The organism is Saccharopolyspora sp., assembly GCF_017434145.1.
GTDB lineage: Bacteria > Actinomycetota > Actinomycetes > Mycobacteriales > Pseudonocardiaceae > Saccharopolyspora_C > Saccharopolyspora_C galaxeae.
Genome location: NZ_JAFRFW010000032.1, coordinates 1 through 2,700 on the forward strand (window position 1 = coordinate 1; position 2,700 = coordinate 2,700).

Annotated in this window: 4 protein-coding genes; 2 read left to right on the forward strand and 2 right to left on the reverse strand. The window is 71.5% G+C overall.

Annotated features, from left to right (window positions below):
- Both IJH84_RS00830 and IJH84_RS00835 read right to left on the reverse strand, forming a co-directional pair.
- A partial coding sequence (locus tag IJH84_RS00830; RefSeq protein ID WP_295139027.1) for an Hsp70 family protein occupies window positions 1-446 on the reverse strand: 446 nt, incomplete at its 3' end.
- A gap of 139 nt (window positions 447-585) precedes the next feature.
- A complete protein-coding gene (locus tag IJH84_RS00835) occupies window positions 586-1,119 on the reverse strand; it encodes a DUF1697 domain-containing protein (RefSeq protein WP_295139030.1) in 534 nt (177 codons plus the stop codon).
- A 138-nt stretch (window positions 1,120-1,257) separates the two neighbouring features.
- Between IJH84_RS00835 and IJH84_RS00840 the strand changes: the two genes are divergently transcribed.
- Together IJH84_RS00840 and IJH84_RS00845 are read left to right on the forward strand one after the other, a co-directional pair.
- The gene (locus IJH84_RS00840; RefSeq protein WP_295139033.1) at window positions 1,258-2,310 is read left to right on the forward strand and encodes an MBL fold metallo-hydrolase; all 1,053 of its coding nucleotides are present in this window, start codon (window positions 1,258-1,260) and stop codon (window positions 2,308-2,310) included.
- Window positions 2,311-2,398: 88 nt separating this feature from the next.
- On the forward strand, window positions 2,399-2,700 hold a 302-nt coding region (locus tag IJH84_RS00845), incomplete at its 3' end, for an enoyl-CoA hydratase-related protein (protein WP_295139036.1).

Consider the following 2,700-nt stretch of genomic DNA (forward strand, 5'->3'; position numbering starts at 1 on the left):
GTCGGCTCGTTGATGATGCGCAGCACTTCGAGCCCGGCTATCTGCCCGGCTTCCTTGGTGGTCTGGCGCTGCGCGTCGTCGAAGTAGGCCGGCACGGTCACGACGGCGTCGGTGACCTCTTCGCCGAGGTAGTTCTCGGCGTCGCGCTTGAGCTTCATCAGCACCCGGGCGCTGATCTCCTGCGCGGTGTAGGCCTTGTCGTCGATCGTGGTCTTCCAGTCGGTGCCCATGTGCCGCTTGACCGACCGGATGGTGCGGTCGACGTTGGTCACCGCCTGGTTCTTCGCGGGCTGCCCGGTCAGCAGCTCGCCGCTGCGGGCGAAGGCCACCACCGACGGGGTCGTGCGCGAGCCCTCCGAGTTCGCGATCACCGTCGCGTCGCCGCCTTCGAGCACGGCGACGACCGAGTTCGTCGTGCCCAGATCGATGCCCACCGCTCGGCCCATCTGCGGCCCCCCTCCGGATCGGCTGCGGGCAGCACCGCTGCTCGGCGCCCGCTGGTGGCTCCGCGTCCCAGCCTCGGCGCCCCGCGCGGGTGCCGGATAGGGCAGAACGTCCTGGCACGGCGGGGAAAACGGTTGCGGGTTAACCCTCGGCGATGGCCAGCAGGCGCTCGACCGTGCTCCAGTTGCGGGAGGTCGCGGTAACCCCGAGCCGCCGCTCCAGCCAGGATTGCGAAACGCGCGTGTTGCGCACCCCGTCCGGGCACCACACGAACACCTCGCGCTCGCCGAACCGCACGAGTTCCGGTTCCGGCGGCTCCAGCGCGGCGAACCGGTCCGGATCGGGTTTCGCGGACAGGAACGTGACGAGGTATTTGGCCGGGTCGGTCGCGACGCCCGCGAGTGGATCGGCGGTGATCAGCGCGGCCAATTCGTCGCGGGTGCGCACCAGCACCGGGACCTCGATGCCGAACCGGCTCGCGATGCCCTCCGCGATGACCCGTTCGGCCGCATCCGCGGAGATCGTGGCGGAGAACACAACATTGCCGCTCTGCAGGTGCGTGGCGACCTCGCCGAACCCCAGCGCGGCCATTTCCCCGCGCAGCTCGGCCATCGGCACGCGGTTGTGTTTGCCCAGGTTGACGCCCCGCAGCAGGGCGATCTGACGCTGCCGCACGGAAACCCCCTCGCCGTCCGCGGCCGGCTCGCTCCGGAACGCGCAGTGATGATCGTCGCGGGCAGCATGCCTCCCGCCCCCGACAACGCTCTCTTAAAGTCCGGCGGAGGAACCCGCGATGCAGCGAGGAGGCCGGTCGTGGACAGCGCGGTGCAAGTGACCGGGACGCGGCAGCGCCAGGCGTGGCAGGACGGCGTGCTGCCGCCGGTGGAGAAGGTCCGCGACGGCCTCTGGTCGATCCCGGTGCCGATCCCGGACAACCCGCTGCGCTACACGCTCATCTACGCCTTCGAGCTGCCCGACGGCGTCGCGCTGGTCGACGCCGGGTGGGACGCCGAGGACTCCTGGCTGGCCCTGGTCGCCGGGCTGCGCACCGCCGGTTACGAACCCGCGGACGTGCGGGCGGTGCTGGTCACGCACACGCACCCGGACCACTTCGGGCTGGCCGGACGGGTGCGGGAGGCATCCGGAGCCTGGATCGGGATGCACGAGGCCGACGCCGCGCAGGTGCGCCCGGACGATGCGCTCACCGACTCGATCACCCGCCGCGCAGCGGCGCAGCTGACCGACGCGGGCGCGCCCCGGGACGTGGTCGGTGAACCGCACGGCCTGTCCCGCGCCCACCTGCTCGAAGACGGCGCGGAAGTGCTCATCGCCGATCACGACCGCATCGACCTGCCCGGCTGGGACCTGCGCGCGGTGTGGACGCCGGGGCACACGCCCGGGCACCTGTGCTTCCACGAGCGCGAGCACGGGCTGCTGCTGTCCGGTGATCACGTGCTGCCGCGGATCAGCCCGAACATCTCGCTGTACCCGGGCCAGCTCGGCGATCCGCTGGGGCGCTACCTGGACTCGCTGCGCGCGGTCGGCGAGATCGACGCCGACGAGGTGCTGCCAGCGCACGAATACCGCTTCCGCGGCCTGGACGCGCGGGTCGCTTCGCTGCTGGAGCACCACGGCGAGCGGCTCGCGGAGGTCGAACGCGCGGTGGCCGCGAACCCGGGCAGCACCGGCTGGGACGTGACGACCCGGCTGCACTGGTCGCGGCCGTTCGAGACGCTTTCGCAGTTCCTCAAGCGGCACGCGCTGCGCGAGTCGCTGGCGCACCTGGTGCTGCTGGAAACGCACGGGCGGCTGCGGGCCTCGGATGAGAAGATCACCCGATGGTTCGCCGCGAACGGTCGAACTTGACCGTTTTTTCGCGAACGGGTACCACTCGCAGCGGGGTGGTGCATCAGGTGCCGCGCCGACGACGCGGCGGCAACGGAGGGACACGCGCGTGACTGAGAGCGTCCGCACCGATTTCGGCGACGGCATCGCCGTGATCACCATCGACCGGCCGGAGGCGAAGAACGCGGTCGACAAGAGCGTCGCCGAGGGGCTCGCCGCGGCCGTCGACGAATTCGAGGCCCGCAAGGACCTCACCATCGCGATCCTCACCGGCGCGGGCGGCACGTTCTGCGCGGGCATGGACCTGAAGGGCTTCGCCCGCGGCGAGCGGCCCTCCATCCCGGGGCGCGGCTTCGGCGGCGTCACCGAGCGCCCGCCGCAGAAGCCGCTGATCGCCGCGGTCGAGGGGTA